Origin of the sequence: Planococcus circulans (assembly GCF_020023385.1) — a bacterium.
Lineage (GTDB): Bacteria > Bacillota > Bacilli > Bacillales_A > Planococcaceae > Planococcus.
Genome location: NZ_JAIQCL010000011.1, coordinates 47,042 through 64,230, shown reverse-complemented (window position 1 = coordinate 64,230; position 17,189 = coordinate 47,042). Strand labels below are relative to the sequence as shown.

Annotated in this window: 19 protein-coding genes; 4 read left to right on the top strand and 15 right to left on the bottom strand. The window is 46.4% G+C overall.

The window, feature by feature from the left end:
- Positions 1–3 precede the first annotated feature (3 nt).
- The 3 genes from pxpB to K8U60_RS16220 are packed head-to-tail and all read left to right on the top strand — an operon-like array spanning position 4 to position 2,436.
- Positions 4–705: a 5-oxoprolinase subunit PxpB gene (pxpB, locus tag K8U60_RS16230; RefSeq protein WP_223642533.1), complete on the top strand. Its 702-nt coding sequence runs from the start codon at positions 4–6 to the stop codon at positions 703–705.
- On the top strand, positions 689–1,669 hold the full coding sequence (locus K8U60_RS16225) for a 5-oxoprolinase subunit C family protein (RefSeq protein WP_317851934.1): 981 nt from the start codon (positions 689–691) through the stop codon (positions 1,667–1,669). Before pxpB ends, K8U60_RS16225 begins: the two co-directional genes overlap by 17 nt.
- Entirely contained in the window at positions 1,666–2,436 is a 771-nt protein-coding gene (locus K8U60_RS16220; protein WP_263298717.1) for a LamB/YcsF family protein, read from the top strand. Before K8U60_RS16225 ends, K8U60_RS16220 begins: the two co-directional genes overlap by 4 nt.
- 92 nt (positions 2,437–2,528) lie before the next feature.
- Here the strand turns inward: K8U60_RS16220 and K8U60_RS16215 are convergent, their stop codons facing one another.
- From K8U60_RS16215 to K8U60_RS16200, 4 genes are all read right to left on the bottom strand, one after another.
- A complete protein-coding gene (locus tag K8U60_RS16215; RefSeq protein ID WP_223642531.1) occupies positions 2,529–3,551 on the bottom strand; it encodes an ABC transporter ATP-binding protein in 1,023 nt (340 codons plus the stop codon).
- A 13-nt stretch (positions 3,552–3,564) separates the two neighbouring features.
- Positions 3,565–4,623 carry an oligopeptide ABC transporter permease gene (gene opp3C / locus K8U60_RS16210; protein ID WP_223642530.1) on the bottom strand — a complete coding sequence of 353 codons (1,059 nt, stop codon included), beginning with the start codon at positions 4,621–4,623 and terminating at the stop codon, positions 3,565–3,567.
- Positions 4,620–5,549, bottom strand: coding sequence for an ABC transporter permease (locus K8U60_RS16205; RefSeq protein ID WP_146558707.1), 930 nt, complete (start codon positions 5,547–5,549; stop codon positions 4,620–4,622). The genes opp3C and K8U60_RS16205 overlap by 4 nt, the downstream gene beginning before the upstream one ends.
- A gap of 396 nt (positions 5,550–5,945) precedes the next feature.
- On the bottom strand, positions 5,946–7,589 hold the full coding sequence (locus tag K8U60_RS16200) for a peptide ABC transporter substrate-binding protein (RefSeq protein ID WP_223642529.1): 1,644 nt from the start codon (positions 7,587–7,589) through the stop codon (positions 5,946–5,948).
- A 135-nt stretch (positions 7,590–7,724) separates the two neighbouring features.
- Here K8U60_RS16200 and K8U60_RS16195 point away from each other — a divergent pair, with 135 nt between their 5' ends.
- Complete coding sequence (locus tag K8U60_RS16195; protein WP_223642528.1) at positions 7,725–8,096, top strand: DUF3899 domain-containing protein; 372 nt, start codon at positions 7,725–7,727, stop codon at positions 8,094–8,096.
- A 98-nt stretch (positions 8,097–8,194) separates the two neighbouring features.
- Here the strand turns inward: K8U60_RS16195 and K8U60_RS16190 are convergent, their stop codons facing one another.
- The 11 genes from K8U60_RS16190 to flhA all read right to left on the bottom strand — a co-directional run bounded on the left by K8U60_RS16190 (position 8,195) and on the right by flhA (position 17,183).
- A complete protein-coding gene (locus K8U60_RS16190; RefSeq protein ID WP_223642527.1) occupies positions 8,195–8,824 on the bottom strand; it encodes an NUDIX hydrolase in 630 nt (209 codons plus the stop codon).
- Positions 8,825–8,924: 100 nt separating this feature from the next.
- Positions 8,925–9,389, bottom strand: coding sequence for a hypothetical protein (locus K8U60_RS16185; RefSeq protein ID WP_223642526.1), 465 nt, complete (start codon positions 9,387–9,389; stop codon positions 8,925–8,927).
- 57 nt (positions 9,390–9,446) lie between these two features.
- Positions 9,447–10,133: an HAD family hydrolase gene (locus K8U60_RS16180; protein WP_223642524.1), complete on the bottom strand. Its 687-nt coding sequence runs from the start codon at positions 10,131–10,133 to the stop codon at positions 9,447–9,449.
- Between the two features lie 18 nt (positions 10,134–10,151).
- Positions 10,152–10,925 (bottom strand): hypothetical protein, encoded by a 774-nt coding sequence (locus K8U60_RS16175; RefSeq protein ID WP_223642522.1) that lies wholly within the window; start codon positions 10,923–10,925, stop codon positions 10,152–10,154.
- A gap of 149 nt (positions 10,926–11,074) precedes the next feature.
- A complete protein-coding gene (locus tag K8U60_RS16170) occupies positions 11,075–11,431 on the bottom strand; it encodes a PilZ domain-containing protein (protein WP_223642520.1) in 357 nt (118 codons plus the stop codon).
- Between the two features lie 30 nt (positions 11,432–11,461).
- Entirely contained in the window at positions 11,462–11,899 is a 438-nt protein-coding gene (locus tag K8U60_RS16165; protein ID WP_146558723.1) for a YaaR family protein, read from the bottom strand.
- Positions 11,900–12,337: a DUF6115 domain-containing protein gene (locus K8U60_RS16160; RefSeq protein ID WP_223642516.1), complete on the bottom strand. Its 438-nt coding sequence runs from the start codon at positions 12,335–12,337 to the stop codon at positions 11,900–11,902.
- A gap of 31 nt (positions 12,338–12,368) precedes the next feature.
- The gene (locus tag K8U60_RS16155; RefSeq protein ID WP_223642513.1) at positions 12,369–13,127 is read right to left on the bottom strand and encodes a FliA/WhiG family RNA polymerase sigma factor; all 759 of its coding nucleotides are present in this window, start codon (positions 13,125–13,127) and stop codon (positions 12,369–12,371) included.
- Between the two features lie 36 nt (positions 13,128–13,163).
- Complete coding sequence (locus K8U60_RS16150; protein WP_223642511.1) at positions 13,164–14,033, bottom strand: MinD/ParA family protein; 870 nt, start codon at positions 14,031–14,033, stop codon at positions 13,164–13,166.
- A complete protein-coding gene (gene flhF, locus K8U60_RS16145) occupies positions 14,026–15,147 on the bottom strand; it encodes a flagellar biosynthesis protein FlhF (RefSeq protein ID WP_223642509.1) in 1,122 nt (373 codons plus the stop codon). The genes K8U60_RS16150 and flhF overlap by 8 nt, the downstream gene beginning before the upstream one ends.
- Positions 15,144–17,183, bottom strand: coding sequence for a flagellar biosynthesis protein FlhA (gene flhA / locus K8U60_RS16140; protein ID WP_223642507.1), 2,040 nt, complete (start codon positions 17,181–17,183; stop codon positions 15,144–15,146). Before flhA ends, flhF begins: the two co-directional genes overlap by 4 nt.
- Positions 17,184–17,189: the final 6 nt, after the last annotated feature.

Genomic DNA, 17,189 nt, shown 5'->3' with positions numbered 1-17,189 from the left:
TAGATGAACCCTTCTTTTTCGCCGCTCGGTGATCAGGCGATTGTCATTGAACTCGGCAATGACATCAATGCACACACAGAACAGCTGGTCAGAAAAGTCTCGGCTCTGCTGGAAAGCCGGCAGCCGGAATGGATGATTGAATTTATTCCCGCATTCGTGACCGTTACAGTCTTCTATAATCCTTGCGTGGCTCTATACGAGAATGTCCAAATGGAACTGGCGGAACTACTGATGCATCCCGGCGATGATCTGGCTGTCGAATTTAGCACCGTTGAAATTCCCGTCTGTTATGGCGGTGAGTTCGGTCCTGATCTGGAGTTCGTAGCGCAGCATAATGGACTGACTCCACGCGAAGTCATCGACATCCATACCGCAGGCACTTATTCGGTCAACATGATCGGTTTCGCCCCCGGTTTTCCTTTTCTCAGCGGGATGTCCGAACAAATTTCAGCACCAAGGCGCGATTCGCCGCGTCTCCGCATTCCCGAACGGACAGTAGGCATTGCCGGTATGCAGACCGGCGTCTATCCGATCGAAACACCGGGCGGCTGGCAATTGATCGGCAGAACGCCGCTTCGCCTGTTTCGGCCTGAAAACGAAATTCCCAGCCTGCTTCGGGCAGGAGACAAAGTTATTTTCCGGGAAATTTCAGAAGAAGACTATCATACGTGGGGGGGGGAAGATCCAGATGCTGAAAATCCGTAAAAGCGGCCTGCAGACCACTGTACAGGATCTGGGTCGGACCGGCTTCCAGAAATATGGCGTCATTGCCAGCGGCGCTATGGATCCTATTGCACACCGGCTAGCCAATTTGTTGGTCGGCAATGAGGAACAGGCTGCCACACTTGAAATCACCTTGATGGGGCCGGTGATCGAATTCGCCGAAGATGCCAACATCGCTTTATGCGGTGGAGACCTGGAACCTGAGATAGATGGCGTGGCCGTTAAAATGTGGCGGATGCTCACTGTCGCCAAAGGCAGCACCCTAACGTTTGGTGAGCCTCGAATAGGCGCCCGCTGTTACTTGGCAATTGCGGGCGGCATCGATGTTCCGCTAGTTATGGGCAGCAGATCCACTTACCTGCGTGCTGGAATTGGTGGTTTTCAAGGGCGCGCGCTGGAAAAAGGAGACTTGCTTGCAGTTGGCCAAATGACACCTCAGCAGCAAAAAGCATTACAACAGAACACCGAAAACGAGTTTGATTGGCTTGTGCCGCCTGTCCGTTATTTTGATGAACCGGTGATTCGCATGATGACGGGACGACAATTCGATGTATTCGATGCAGACAGCAAAAAGCGGATTTTCAATGAAGCTTTTGCCGTTTCTTCCAACTCAGACCGCATGGGCTACCGGTTGGAAGGTCCTCGCCTGTCACTCGAAACTCCTGCAGAACTGATTTCGGAAGCGGTGGCTTTCGGCTCTGTCCAAGTACCAGCAGACGGCAATCCGATTGTATTGCTGGCAGACCGCCAAACGACAGGAGGCTATCCAAAAATCGGACAGGCCGCTTCTGTCGATTTGCCGCTCATCAGCCAATTAAAGCCTGGCCAGCAGTTGCGCTTCAAGGAGATTTCCCTGGCCAATGCCCAGCAGCGGTTGATCGAGCAGGAACAATCGATCCGGGAATTGAAAGCCGCCATCCAATTAAAATGGGAGGAATGGACATGATCAATAAAGTGGATTTGAATTGCGATATGGGAGAAAGTTTCGGAGCCTACCGGATGGGCAATGATGAAGAAATACTCGATTACATAACATCAGCGAATATCGCCTGCGGCTTCCACGCCGGCGATCCGTCGACGATGCGAAAAACAGTTCAACTGGCTCTCGATAAGAACGTCGGGATTGGTGCCCATCCCGGTTTGCAGGACCTGGTTGGCTTTGGCCGCCGGAACATCGCCTTGTCGCCTCAGGAAGCCTACGATTTGACCGTGTATCAGATTGGTGCCTTGTCGGGCTTTGTCAAAGCCGAAGGCGGACAGCTGCAGCATGTCAAAGCGCATGGCGCCTTATACAATATGGCAGTTAAAGATGCTGCCTTGTCTGAAGCCATTGCGGAAGCTGTCTACAAAATCGATCCGGAGCTGGTGCTGTTCGGATTATCCGGCAGTGAAATCATCAAAGCCGGAGAGAAAATAGGATTGCGGACGGCCAATGAAGTGTTTTCCGACCGAACTTATCAAAGGGACGGCTCGTTGACACCGAGGACACAAAGCAACGCGTTGATCACCGATTCGCAGGTTGCCATCGACCAAGTCATTCGGATGGTCAAGGAAAACAAAGTGGCGACCGTTGACCAGACCGATACTGAGCTACAGGCGGATACCATCTGCATTCACGGTGACGGTATCCACGCACTAGATTTTGCCATCCGGATTTCAAAATCCTTGAAAGAAGCCGGGATCGACATCGCAAAAGTAGGCGAATTCGTTTAATAACGGCAACAACAGACTTTTTTAAGCCTCTTGCCCACAGCAAAAAAAACCAGTAAGGCCAATTGGCCTTACTGGTTTTTTGACTGTCTAGTTTACGAAGAAGAACTGCCTGTCTCTACAAGATCACGTGATGCCGATACCCGATCATCCTGTAGCCAGCAAGCCACAGAATGGCCTGTTTCCGTCACCGTATCGCGCGGTGTATAGGTATGGCATACCGACATCGTATGCGGACACCGTGCAGCAAATGCACAGCCTTCTCCAAGCGTTGCCAGATTGGGCGGTGAGCCTGCGATCGGCATAAGCGGCTGCGATCGGTCTTCATTGAGCTTCGGCATGGATTGCAGCAGGCCCAATGTATAGGGATGCTGCGGATTGTAAAAGATTTCATCCAGCGTTCCCTGCTCCACAATTTTGCCGCCATACATGACAGCGACCCGATCGGCCATATTGGCGACCACGCCCAAATCATGGGTGATCAAAATGATGGCAGTTTCCGTTTTCTTTTGCAGATCCTTCATCAAATCCAGAATCTGCGCCTGAATGGTGACATCAAGTGCCGTTGTCGGTTCGTCCGCAATCAGCACTTTCGGGTTGCAGGCAAGCGCCAATGCAATGACCACGCGCTGCCTCATACCGCCCGAAAATTGATGCGGGTAATTGTCGAGCCGGCTTTCCGCTTGCGGAATCCCGACCAGCTTGAGCATTTCCAGCGCCCGCTCACGCGCCTGCGCTTTTGTCAGCTGCTCATGACGTTGAACGCCTTCCATGATCTGTTTGCCGACTTTCATTGTCGGATTCAGCGAAGTCATCGGATCCTGGAAAACCATCGAAATTTCAGAGCCACGCAAGTCGGTGATTTGTCGTTTGGACATCTTCAACAAACTGTTGCCATTATAGACAATGTCGCCTTTGGTCACTTCGGTAGTGGCTGCCGGCAACAGCTGCATAATGGATTTGGCGGTGACCGACTTGCCTGAACCGGATTCGCCGACAATCGCCAGCGTCTCGCCTTTTTTCAATTCAAAGTTGACTCCCCGCACCGCTGTCAGTTTACCGGTTTGGGTTTTAAATGCCACGTGCAGGTTATCGACTGTCAGAATAGTATTGCTCATGGTGAACCCTCCCCTATTTTCTCATTTTCGGATCTAATGCATCACGCAGACCGTCGCCAAGCAAGTTGAATGAAATCATGATGATGCTGATGACCAAAGCCGGGAAAATCAATTTATACGGAAAATACCGCATTGATTTGTAGCCGTCTTCAATCAATACACCAAGCGATGCGAGAGGCGCCTGCAGCCCAAGGCCGATAAAACTCAAAAACGCTTCAAAGAAAATAGCGGTCGGAATCGTGAACATGACTGTTACGATGATCGGTCCCATGACATTCGGCAGAAGATGCTTTGAAATCAGCCGTGGATTCGAGGCACCAAGCGTCCGTGACGCCAGTACAAATTCCTGCCCTTTCAACTGCAGCACCTGGCCACGCACCACACGTGCCATGCCGACCCAGCCAGTGATGACCATCGCGAGAATAATAGAGGTAATGCCCGGCTCCAGGACCAGGATGAAGAGGATGATGACAATCAAGTTCGGAATTCCCATCAGGATTTCGATGATCCGCTGCATGACATTATCGATGCGCCCTCCATAAAATGAAGAGATGCCGCCATAAATGACGCCGATCACCAAATCGAGAAAGGCGGCCACTAAAGCGATGAACAAGGAAATTTGCGTCCCTTTCCATACCCGCGTCCAAAGATCGCGGCCGAATTCATCTGTTCCGAACCAGTAATTGATCTGGACTTCCCGCTCAGCGTACTCATCCACGCCCTGGGAATTTTGACCATTGAAGCCCAGCCATTCCAAGCCTTGAACTTTCGGTGGCATGTTGGAATGCACCAGATTTTGTTCGCGGTAGGAAAACTCATTCATGCTTGGCCCAATCAACGCCAGCACAATCAAGAAAATGAGCAGTACGAGCGAAATCATGGCCCCTTTATTTTTGACGAGACGCTGAAAAGCTTCTTTCCAGAAAGATACCGACGGCGTTCCGATTTCTTCGCTTTTTCGCTGATCCAGCGGCGCTTTCACAAATAAGTCTGATGGAATGTCATCGTAGGCATATTGATTTTGTGCCTGCAGGTCCTGATGCGGGGGAAGGTGTGGTGTGTTTTTCGTCATGCTGATTCCCCCTTATAATTAATGCGTGGATCCAGGAAGCTGTAGATAATGTCTACAACAAAGACCACAAAAATGAACAAAGCGCTATAGAAAATGGTGATTCCCATGATTACGCTATAATCCAATACCAGAATCGACAAGGTGAATTGTTCACCAAGTCCGGGCACTGCGAATATCTTTTCGATGACCAAGGTTCCCGTCATAATCGACACCGCAAGCGGCCCAAGCATCGTGACCACCGGAATCAGTGCATTGCGGATGACGTGCTTCACAATGACCTGATTTTCTTTCAAACCCTTTGCTCTCGCTGTGATGATGTAATCCTGGCCGATCACTTCGAGCATTTCACTGCGGATAAATCTTGCAACTGTAGCCGTCACGGTCACTGACAAAGCAATCGAGGGCAGCAGCGTACTAGAATAGCCTTCCCATAAAGCGACAGGCAGCCATTCCAATTTAACGCCCACATAGTATTGCAGCAATGCTGCGAAGACGAATGACGGAATTGACATTCCCAAGACGGCTAATGTCACTGAGCCATAATCCAGAACGGAATTATGCTTCAAGGCGGAAACAATTCCTAATACAAGCCCGATAATTGCTCCAATAACCAACGCCTGCAACCCGATAAATGCTGAAGGGCCGATCCGATCACTGATCATGCTGGTGACCGTCCGTCCTTCATGCTGAAACGAATAACCCAAGTCACCTTGTACCAGGTTGCCGATGTACTGGATGTATTGGATGGCGACCGGCTGATCCAGCCCATATTTAGCGTTCAAAATAGCCAGCTGGCTATCGGTCAATTTCTCCGGATTGGTGAATGGCGTACCCGGCAACAGCTGCATCAGGAAAAAGGTCGCTGTCACAATGATGAAAAGCGTAATGAGCATAAAGCCGATTCGCTGCAGTAAATAACGTTTCATGCGAACACCTCAGTTCTGTAGGGTAATAAGAAAAGCGCAAGCGCCCGTGTAGCTCTGCCGGGCATAAGACGAATCAGCGAAGTGGCATGTTTTCAGCCGCACAGCTGAGTTGGCTTATGACCCAAAGAGCTGGGCGCTGAAGCCTGGACAAGGAAGAAAAGCGCAAGCGCCCGTGTAGCTCTGCCGGGCATAAGACGAATCAGCGAAGTGGCATGTTTTCAGCCGCACAGCTGAGTTGGCTTATGACCCAAAGAGCTGGGCGCTGAAGCCTGGACAAGGAAGAAAAGCGCAAGCGCCTGTTAAGCCCCGACAACCCGAAATGCGCAAGTCATCAAAAAATACGAGGGCGCCCGTCAATCGGCTACACCCTCGTATCTATAAGCTGTAAACCTGTCTTTATTCTTCGATCGTCACCCATTTGTAGGAGAATGAAGCCCCAGTTGGATGCACCAATAGATTTTTGATTTTGCTTCTCATCAAGACAGCTGCGCCTTCTTGGTAAAGCGGCACGATTGCTGCATCTTCTTCCAACAGGATTTTCTCAATGTCCAACAGCATTTGGTAGCGGGCTTCAAGATCTGTTTCCGTTCTTGCTGCTGATACCAATTCTTCCAACTTGGCATTTGAATAATCCATGCGGTTAGCGGATCCGCCTTCCAGCCACATATCCAAATACGTCATCGGGTCGCTGTAATCCGGTCCCCATGAGGAAAGGGACAAGTCGTACTCGACTGCCTTTTCGATTTCCAGACGCTGTGCGAAAGGAACTGCTTTGATATCCAATTTGAATCCTGGAAGATTGTCTTCCAATTGTGCCTGGATGTACTCAGCCACTTTTTTATGGTCTTCAGAATCCGCGATGTTAATGGAGACTGTGACTTCTGTTGCGCCGGTTTCTTTCAAGCCCTTTTCCCAAAGTGCTTGAGCTTCTTCAACCGTGCCTGTGTTAAAGTCCCCGTTCAAGTCACGGAAATCTTCGCCTGACGGAGATTTAAAGAACCCTTCCGGAACCACACCGTTTAATGCTGTAGAACCGTTCTTCAAAATAACATCTGTTAAACTTTCTTTATCAATCGCCATATTGACTGCTTGGCGGATGTTTTTATTGCCCAGTACCGGATGGTTATGATTGAAGCGAAGGAAAATGATTTCCGGTTCCAGGATTGTGTCAAAGTTTTCGTCGTCTTTGTTCTGGTCAACGGCCTCTGAACTTAAGACAATGCGATCCACTTTGTTTGTTTCGTACAAGTTGACACCAGCTGCCGGGTCTTTGACGACATAGGCATTCACTGCATCAAGCTGAACTGTATCTGCATCCCAGTAATCTTCGTTCTTTTCGTACTTCCAACCTTGCTCATGTGTCCAATCAACCAATGTAAATGGTCCGTTGAACAGGATGTTTTCCGCTTCCAATGCGTATTGGTCCCCTTGCTCTTCAACAAACTTCTGGTTTTGAGGCAGGAAAGTCGGGAATGTCATCAATGACTGGAACAATGGATTTGCTGCCTCTAAGGTAACTTCCAATGTCTTCTCATCAATTGCTTTAACGCCTAATTCTTCTGCATCCATTTCTTCGTTCATGATCGCTTCAGCATTTTTGATCCCTGCGGTTACGAACATAAAGTTATACGGGCTTGCGTCTTTCATGACGCGTTTCCAGGCATATTCGAAATCCTGTGCTGTAACCGGATCCCCATTGCTCCAGTTCGAGTCGCGCAATGTGAAAGTATGTACACTTTGATCCTCGTTTTCTGTATGTTCCGTTACTAATGCTTCAATCGGTTCGTGGTTTTCATCTTGGCGGTAAAGTCCTTCATTGACATTATTCAGCACCGTAAACGCAATGCCGTCATGTGCTTTTGTCGAATCTAAAGTAGGAATGTCTGCCGTAGTCGAGATGTTCAATACTTGCCCAGCTTCCCCTTCTGCTGCTGCGTTCTCCTCATTCGAACTTTCGGAAGAATTGAAGTTACATCCCGATAAAAATAAAACGAATGCAATCATGATCATGAAAATCTGTGTTTTTCTCTTTCTCCCCATTTTCCTACCCCCAGTTTTTTGATTATTCTCTTTAATCATAATTGTTATTGCAAAAAATGGCAACAAGATGTTTAAATTTTCAAATATATAAATAACATGGTAATCTTCTATTATGTAAAGAAAGGGTCGACATGCATGAATTTTAAAGGATTTTTGTTTTTGGTTTCCCTGGGCAGCTCACTCGTGTTGCCTTTCTTCCTATATAGGCAGTGGACAATCCTGACCTGGTTTGATGCGTTATTTTTGGTCGGGCTTTTGCTGGTCATGATCTATTTCATCATGGTATTGATCGAGGGGCAATTTTTTACAGCTTTTTTCAAAAGCACCCGAAACTTTTTTGCAAAAGTAAATAAAAAAGACCAGCTGATCCGGGAAAGTGAAAAACGTTCTTTTGAGTCAGCGGATTACCGAAAGGAATTCCCGAACCGAATCTCTTTTCTACAAATCGGACTGCTCTTTTGCCTAAGCAGTCTGCTGGTTTCCATTGCTTTGTATTACTTGAAGTAGAAAGAATTAGATAAAACGGCAATGCCTGTTCCCAGCCATTGCCGTTTTGCTGTAATTAACTTAAGCCATTCAAAAATTAACTTGGTTAAGCAAAAAAATCACCTATTTAATTCCTGAGCAATGGACTCAATGATTTTTTCCAAATAGCCTGCGCTATGCGGCACTAAGTCCTGTAAACCGATTTCCCTTACAAACGTCCTCTTGCTGCCATCGGGTACTACTTCAAAGCCTTCAATGACTACTCTTTCTTTTTCCCTCCTGAATAATGCCGCTAATTCCCCGAAGTCCAATTTCGCTACACCCGACACTTCTTCCAGCTGCAACTCAAACCTAAGGTCAATGTTCTCCAACTCTTTGTATAAGAAGCAATGGCAGCGCTCATTATCCGTAAACCCCGGCAAGGCAATTTGATCCTTGACCATACCAAGCGAGCACAAGTCGCCAAAATCCACTGGCACGCCAAGCTCTTCCCGTACTTCCCGGACGCCATCTTCAACCGTCTCCTCCGCCAATAGATGGCCGGCTGCCGTAATGTCGAAAAGTCCTGGGAAGTCTTTTTTAGTTTCGCTGCGCAACTGGAGATAAACAACATCTCGATCACCTTGGCGGCCTGCCAGCCAACAATGAAAGGTGTCGTGCCAATCGCCTTTTTCGTGCACATCCTGCCGAGTAGTTATTCCTTTTGGATTTCCCTCTTCGTCGTATACGCGTATTTTTTCTGTTTCCATTCTCATGCCCCTTTTTTCCTTTAGCATATCAAAAAACCGGTCAAGTAGATGGCCGGTTCTTGTTCATGCTCCTGAATTTCCTATTTTCCACTAAGCCCGTTTACGTGTACTGGTTGAAATGAGTATCGTCCGGTGCGACATGTTTGATGAACAGCAGGTCATCTTCTGTGACATCCGGAACGAAAAATTCAGTGCCCCAATGCTCCGATGAGAAAATATGCTGCTCGCCTCTACTCAAAAAAACTGAAAACCACTTCAGCTTTTTCTCCGCGCTGACATGGCGGGTCATGAGGTATTCTGCGTTTTCCAATGTCAGAAGACCGGAAAAAATGGTCATCCCCTGCTTTTTATCGACCTCGAACAATCCGGGTAAATTTGAATTGAGCTCTTCAATTATCGCCGCTTCTTCATCAAAACAATGGATTTCAAAGAGATCGGATTTCGCCAGAAAGTATTCCATCAGCAGGAGCCAGTACTCATAGTTCCCGATTGCCGGTATGCGCTCTGTTTCCCGGCCAGCTGCAAATTCGGTCAGTTCAAACTGTAATTGCGTTTTAAGTTCCATGCTGTACTTCACCTGCCCCTTTTCTCCCTGTCACTTTTTATCATACAACTTTTTTGACTACAGCTGCGCTTTTAATTCTTGGGTGTTAAACTGCCCAACCAATCTGCCGATTTCATTTAAATCCTCAATTTCTCCATCTGCATCCAGGCAACTCCAATGGGGATCTTTCTTCCAAATGGCTTTCATGCCGATTGCCTGTGCGGCCTGAATGTCATTTTGGGGATGATCTCCGATATAAACCGCCTCATCCGGAGAAATTCCCAAACGGGCTAACGCTTTTTGGAAAATAGCCGGATCGGGTTTGGACACGCCTTCCCATTCCGAGATCAGAATCTCTTCAAAATATTCTTGAATTCCCAATGCCAGGATATTGTCGAGCTGAAATTGCCCTCTGCCGTTGGTGATTATCCCTAACCGAATTGATTTCCCGGCCAAGTCTTCCAGCATGGAGAGTAAATTCGGAAACGGGATGCAGTGAACGTGGAAATTTTTCACGTAATCATCCAGCAGTGTCTCCCAGCCAATCCCTTTAATCTCAAACTCCTCGATCAATTGCTGATAGACGCGGTCTTTCCAGACATACCCTTTGGCATCCAATTCGATAAAGCGCTTGGCGAACTGATCCTTCGGTATATGCTGCAGGTGTTCAGCTAAGCAGTTGTGCTGTTCGTCTATAAACGCTTCGAGCGAACGGTCCCGATCCAATAAGGTCCCATCCAAATCAAAAATAACGGCTCTGATCATGCCAACTCCCCTATCCCTTCATTCACTGCTGCCCAAATTCAGCCGCCGGTAAAACCCTAAAGTTTCTGTAAGAAATTCCTTATCATAATGCGTTTTACCATGTATTCTTTCTACCCATTCCTCCAAAGTCTCAATCTGATCGTCAGGATACAGGCCGGTGCTCGTGCTTAAAAAGCTTTTCCAATTATCGAACTCCCAGTGGACGGTCTCGCCTTTTTCCTGCAAGCGAACTTCGACCAACGGTTCCGGATGAATATGGTGCTGAGAATACTCGGCCGCAGCCAGAAATTCTGTCCGTTCAACTGGCTTTATGGTATAGACCTGATTGGACTGTTTGCCGTTCGGCCGGAAATAAATAACCTCAATCCCATTATCAGTGGGTTTCACCTGAACTTCCGCTCCCGGAAAAAATCCCCACAACCTGTCGCCGTTGAATTCCGGGCTGTCTACATCCACCAGAATTGGCTGAATCCATTGGTCCCCTAAATCGCAGAGAAATCTGCGGCCATCCGCGTCCTCTGCCACGATGGCTGCATGCGCCTGTTCTGTCCCCAGTCCACTGCCTGCCGGATAGGCTTTTACACCCGCCCGATCAAAAGCGTCCAACAACCAAATCGCCAAATCAAAACAATTACCGGTGATGCCGTATTGTACACGATGCTCTTCCATCAATTCCACGCTGCGCTGTTTCTGTTCGCCTGACCGCTGGTAGTACCAGACTTTGGTTAAAGTCTCCATCGGAAAGCCATCAAACTGCCGCCAAACGGAAAGAATCTCTGTCGGTGCCTGCATGTTCTCCACCTTCTCTTTTCTCGTATGGCTATTACTTCTCTTTTTTCCATAGAAATTCCTTCTATCAAAAGAAGAACTTCACCTGTTGGAATTTCACACACAAAAAAACAGACCTCAAGGGCCTGTTCTTTTTTTATTAACATGTGATTTTATTCGGCCAGTAATCCTTTACGTTGGCGGATCTGATAGTAGTTCAGTTGCTTGAATAGCTCGGAAGACGTTCCCTGGTCTACAGAAAACTCAACACCGTATTCAATTATTCCCTTATCTTTTTGAGGAATTTTCCGGACAATAGAACCTGCTAATGCAAAAGATCCTTCTAGAACTTTAAAATGACAAATGATCGATTCATTCAAAGCATTGCTAACCTTAGAATAAAATCCTAGTCCGCCCGCACTTATGTTGTAAATTTTTACAGGAACAAGTTCTGCCCCTTTAACTGAAACGTAACCTTCAATTGAATCATCGAACCATAATCGAAAAAACTCACGGCGGTTATTGTCCATCTCTGCCCTCCTATTACTAGATAATCGTATTCACATATATAAATTGATAAGCAGACCTTTAACTTCCCCTACTAGATCTAAAGTACCAATACCTGCTTCTTCATTATTCAATACTTGGTCTTGGATTTCAATCAATTTCTTATCAATTACTTTAATGATTTGATGAGACTTCATTCCGCCGCCCGGCATTTGGCTTTGTTCGTCAGATAAATGCAGACCATGGCGGGTGGACTCGCTGACAAATTGTTTGACCGCCTGCTTGTAATTTATCAAATTTTCAAGTGTCCGCTGGTTGGAAAGTTTTTGTCCTTGTACGTCTACGCGCTCCATTAATTGGTTCAGCGAATCATTGTGAAGCTTTGACTGGGATTTTTTCATGGCATTCAAAAAAAGATCGCCATTTTTATTTCCCGTTGCTTGTACCGGTAACCTTTCTTTCTGGATATTACTTTGGCTGTCAATGCGCAATTACAGCACCTCATCTTCTTTAAAGTTCCCTTGTTGCTTGTTATTCATATTGACAACGAGCTCGACTTTCCCGTAGTCGACTTGGAGTACTTTGGCGATTTGCTTGGAAGAAAATCCTTGCTTGGAAAGCTGAAGCATCTTTTCCGTTTCTATAGAAGCCAGTTGGGGTGCTTCTTCGAAATCAGAAGCAAGGTTTTCTTCCAAGCGTTCGATTCGTTCTGCCAGCTGCAATTCGTTGTCCTTAATATAGGCAATTAATTTATCGTAAAGTTCATCATTTTCTTTTTCAAGCTGCGCCACAAACTCTGCCATACTTTCGTGAATTTCAGCTGGTTCTTCTTCGTCTATCTGCTGCTTTTTAACGGATAGCATCAGTTTTATATTCATTAGCATCAATAAGATGATTACCGCAATCAATAGCCACATCATAGTAGTCATCACCCGGACCTTCTGTTTCGTAATTTAAATTTTAAAAGTTGTCATGCACAGATAAAATTGAAGCATGCAATCGAAGCATTGCCTTAGAATGAAGCTGCGATACTCTCGATACACTAACGTTGAGGATTTCTGCGATTTCGGTTAATTTCATTTCTTCAAAATAACACAAGGAAACGGTAATTTTTTCTTTTTCCGGAAGTCGTTCAATGGCTCGGACAAGTGATTCTTTGGTCATCTGATCTGACAAGTGGCGCTCGGGTGAATCGACATGATACTGCCCCAGTGCCCCTTGTTCTTCAAAGTTCTCGTCGTCCATTGAAATCATGGTCGATAATGCCGCTTCAGAAACGGTTTTATTGAGTTCGGCTTTGGTGATTCCTAAATACGAGCTGACCTGTTCGTCGGATACGGCGGCTTCATTTTCCTGCTCTAGCAGAAGATAGGCTTTTTCAATTTTTTTCACTTTATCCCGTACAGACCGGGGAAGCCAGTCACTATGGCGCAAACCATCAATGATTGCCCCTTTAATCCGCCAGGAAGCGTAAGTTTCAAATTTCAAATCCCGTTCAATGTTGAATTTACTCAAGGCATCAAGTAAACCTTCGTAAGCATAGCTGCGGACATCGTCTTTTTCCACAGTTTTTGGCAGACTGATCATGAACCGTTGAATCACGTAATCAACCAAAGGAAGATACTGTTCAACCAGGTAGTCGCCAGCCTCCGGATTCTGATGTTGTTGCCAATCACCCCAATAGGCAAGCTCTTCTTTTGATAAGTTATGATTCAGCAAGATCTTCACCACCATTTCCAAGCGGCAACACCGCTTTTATTTGAAAAGAATTTTCATAATAAATCCTTTAAGTCCTAATTTATACGGTGCCGGCAATTCTAAAAATTCACTAGCCATTTTACGAATTGCTGTTGCCGCTTCACTGCTTGGATAAGCCAACAGTAAGGGATGCTGCTTTTTCACTGCTTCTGGAATATGCACATCGCTTGGAATAAAACCCAATGCCTCAATATCTTTACCCAGAAACTGTTGAGCTACCTGTTTAAAATTATCGGCTGTCCGTTGTCCTTCTCGTACGCTGATGCATTGATTGACTACGAGTTTCATATGAACATTCGGATCTCTGCCCTGGACCATCTTAACCACCGAATAAGCATCGGTGATTGACGTTGGCTCAGGAGTCGTGACCAAGATCACATCATCTGCAGCAAGGATAAAACGAAGGTTTTCGTAGGACAAACCTGCTCCAGTATCGAGGATAATATAGTCCACTTTTCCCTGCAGCGCGCTCAATTCTTTAAAAAACTTTTCCAATTTTAGATCATCCATGCTGAATAGGTCACTAAAACCATTGCCTCCAGATATGAATAGCAGGCCATTGGGACCTTCTTCAATGATGTCTTGTGCAGCCAAATCTTTTTCAATCATCGTAGCTATAGTTTCCTGTGGCGTTCGTCCGAGCAGTACGTCAATATTGGCAAATCCAAGGTCGACATCGAAAATCAGCACTTTCTTATTTTGCTCCACCAGACTTAGTGCAAAGTTCAGAGCGAAATTGGATTTCCCTACTCCCCCTTTGCCGCTGGTGATTGCCAATACCCTGGTTTTTTTAATAGATTTACGTTCAGGTTTTTCGGATTGCTTCATTCTCATTTTTTCCCTTAATCCATTTGCCTGATCACGCATGATTTTCTTCCCCCAATATAAAATCTGCCACTAATTCAGGAGTAACTGCCAATATATCGTTTGGTACATTTTGTCCGTTGGCAATATGGCGAACAGGAATACCATAATGATGGATCAGGTTTAGGATCGCACCAGAAGAACTCGTTTCGTCCTTCTTTGTCAGAAGCAGTTCATCCATAGCGATTGATTGGAAATTATCAATAATCTTTTTCATGTCTTCATATTTCGCAGTCAAGCTTAACACCAGATTGATTTGCACTTTATGATTGTCCGGCAATAACCGTTCGAGTTCATCAATATAGTGTTTCTGCTGATAATTGCGTCCAGCTGTATCCATCAAAATGATGTCACAGCCCGCAAATTCGCTGATGGCTTTCTTTAAATCTCCCGCCGATTCGACCACTTTGACAGGGATATTCAAAATGCTGCCGTAAGTCTTCAATTGTTCGACAGCTGCAATCCGGTATGTATCGGCAGTGATCAATCCAACTTTTTTATCTTTTGTCAGCATATAATCTGCAGCGATTTTGGCAATGGAAGTTGTTTTTCCTACACCTGTCGGACCAATAAAACAAATGATTTCAGGATCTTGAAGAGTGGTTTGCGGTTGATGATGAGCAATCATTTCAACCAGTTCTTCACGAGCCAGCCGCTCTAAATACTCTGACGTATGGTTAGCTTCTCCTTCGATCCGGGCTATCAGCGTCGCCAGCAATTCCGTTTGGATATCCGCCGCCACTTCCTGAGTTGCCAGTCGTTGCTTTAACAACTGAAGCGCCTCCGGCAAAGCTTCTTCCGCCAATCGCTGGACCATAAACTGTTTAATGTTTTTCAATTCGTTAATCAGTTCAGCTGCCGATTCTGTCTCCGGTGTTGTATTTACCAATGGCTTGGTTTTCTGCAATTCCATTTCCTTCGTTTCCGGCTGAACCTCCTGCTTCACTACCGTATCAACGGCAGCAGTAACTTCCAATTTATCTTTCTGGAAAAAGCCTAGAAAGCCGCCGGTCTTAATTTTTTTTGTGTTCAGGATCAAGGCATCTGCGCCCAGATCCCGTTTAATCATTGGAATCGCTTCAGTCATCGTGCCGACGAAATATGTTTTCAGCCTCATGAGATGTTAACCACTCCAACACTTTGAATTTCGATCTCTGGTTCCAATTCGTTATAGGACAGCACTGGCAGGTCAGGTGCAAAACGTTCCACAAACTGCCTCATATAAATTCGGATAGCAGGAGACGTCAGCAGAATCGGCTGTACACCAGTTTGCTGAAGCTGCCCAGCCTGTTCGGTTATCTTCTGGAAAATCGCCTGGGATGATTCCGGATCGATGGACAAGTAATTGCCCTGTTCTGTCCGGTGTACGGAATCGGCGAACTTCTTCTCTAAGCTCGCTCCCGCTGTAATAACTTGCAAAGGTTCTTTCTGAGTAGCATATTGCAACGTGATTTGCCTTGATAGGGCCTGACGGACGTATTCTGTCAGCAAATCCGTATCTTTGGTCTGTGAAGAATAATCAGCCAATGTTTCCAAAATAACGAGTAAATTACGGATCGATACTTTCTCTTTCAACAACTTCATCAGCACTTTCTGCACTTCACCGATGGTCATCAGCTGCGGCACCAATTCCTCCACCACTGCAGGTGAGGTTTCCCGTACGTTTTCAATCAACGATTTGACTTCCTGCCTGCCAATCAATTCATGGGCATGGCGCTTGATGACTTCCGTCAAATGAGTAGAGACGACAGATGGAGGATCCACAATGGCGTAGCCCGCCATTTCCGCTTCTTCTTTCATGTCTTCATCGACCCAAAGCGCTGGCATACCGAAAGCAGGTTCAATCGTTTCGATGCCTTCTACCGCTTCGTCCTCAATTCCTGGGCTCATGGCCAAATAATGGTCGAGCATAATTTCGCCTGACGCTACCCGGTTGCCTTTAATCTTGATGACGTATTCATTGGGCTGCAGTTGAATGTTGTCGCGAATCCGGATAACTGGGACGACAATGCCGAGTTCCATTGCGCACTGCCGGCGAATCATGATGACGCGGTCCAGCAAATCGCCGCCTTGGTTTTTATCGGCAATTGGAATCAGGCCATACCCAAACTCAAATTCAATCGCATCAACATGCAATAAGTCGATGACGCTTTCCGGGCTTTTCATCCCTTCCAGCTCTTTCTCGTCCTTGCCTACTTCCACTTCCTGCTTTTCCTCAGACTTCAAGGTTTTTTGCATTTGGAAAGCCCCATAAGCGATGACGCCTGCAATCGGTACGACCAGCATCGGACTGATTGGCGTAAAGACTGCAAACATTACCAATGTAGCTGCGACAATATACAGCATTTTCGGATAAGCGAACAACTGTCTCGTGATATCCGATCCTAAATTGCCATCCGATACCGCACGTGTCACGACGATACCCATAGCAGTGGAGATCAACAGAGCTGGAATCTGGGAAACCAAGCCATCTCCAATCGACAGCAAGGCAAACAGCTGGGCTGCTTCTCCAAACGGTAATTGGTGGACCATAACACCGATCAGCAAACCGCCAATAATATTGATGATTGTGATGATGATACCGGCTATGGCGTCCCCTTTAACGAATTTGCTGGCACCATCCATAGCTCCGTAGAAATCCGCTTCCGAGCTGACTTTCTCGCGGCGGCTCTTGGCTTCCTGATCAGAAATCATTCCGGCACCAAGATCGGCGTCAATGCTCATTTGCTTACCAGGCATCGAATCGAGCGTAAACCGTGCAGCGACTTCTGCTACTCGTTCCGAACCTTTTGTGATAACCAAGAACTGAATGATGACGAGGATTAAGAACACCAAAATCCCGATTATGGCACTTCCTCCGACCACAAACGAACCGAATGTCTCAATAACCTGTCCACCGGTTTGGTTGGTCAAGATCGAACGTGTGGTCGAAACGTTCAAGCCCAGACGGAATAAAGTAGTCAGTAATAATAAAGTAGGGAAAATAGAAAATTGCAATGGTTCTTTTGTGTTCATCGCCACTAATAAGATGGTTAATGCGAGGCTGATATTAATCATGATCATTACATCTAATAAGAGCGGCGGAAGAGGGATGACCATCATAACAACAATCATTATGACGGCTACCATGATGGCATAATCTCTAAATTTCACGCGGTT